This window comes from Vibrio sp. 10N.261.51.F12, assembly GCF_041471725.1.
Taxonomy (GTDB): Bacteria; Pseudomonadota; Gammaproteobacteria; order Enterobacterales; family Vibrionaceae; genus Vibrio.
The window spans coordinates 1-235 of record NZ_JBFROV010000091.1 but is presented as its reverse complement, the minus strand read 5'-3'; the positions used below and the strand labels follow the sequence as shown (position 1 = coordinate 235).

At 48.1% G+C, this 235-nt stretch carries 2 tRNA genes; both read left to right on the top strand.

The features are described 5' to 3' along the window. Nucleotides 1-61: 61 nt before the first annotated feature. Nucleotides 62-137, top strand: a tRNA-Glu gene (locus AB4405_RS24395). Between the two features lie 20 nt (nt 138-157). Then, nucleotides 158-233 (top strand) — tRNA-Lys (locus tag AB4405_RS24390). The last annotated feature ends 2 nt before the right edge of the window (nt 234-235 follow it).

Here is a 235-nt window from a genome sequence, read left to right as displayed (position 1 = left end):
ACACAGATTGATTAGGTTTATAATGTAAAAGAGATGTAAGTGCCCAACACTTACGCGCAGTGTCCCGTTCGTCTAGAGGCCTAGGACACCGCCCTTTCACGGCGGTAACAGGGGTTCGACTCCCCTACGGGATACCACTTCTTTTTAGAAGTAAAAAGGGTCGTTAGCTCAGCTGGTAGAGCAGTTGACTTTTAATCAATTGGTCGCAGGTTCGAATCCTGCACGACCCACCATT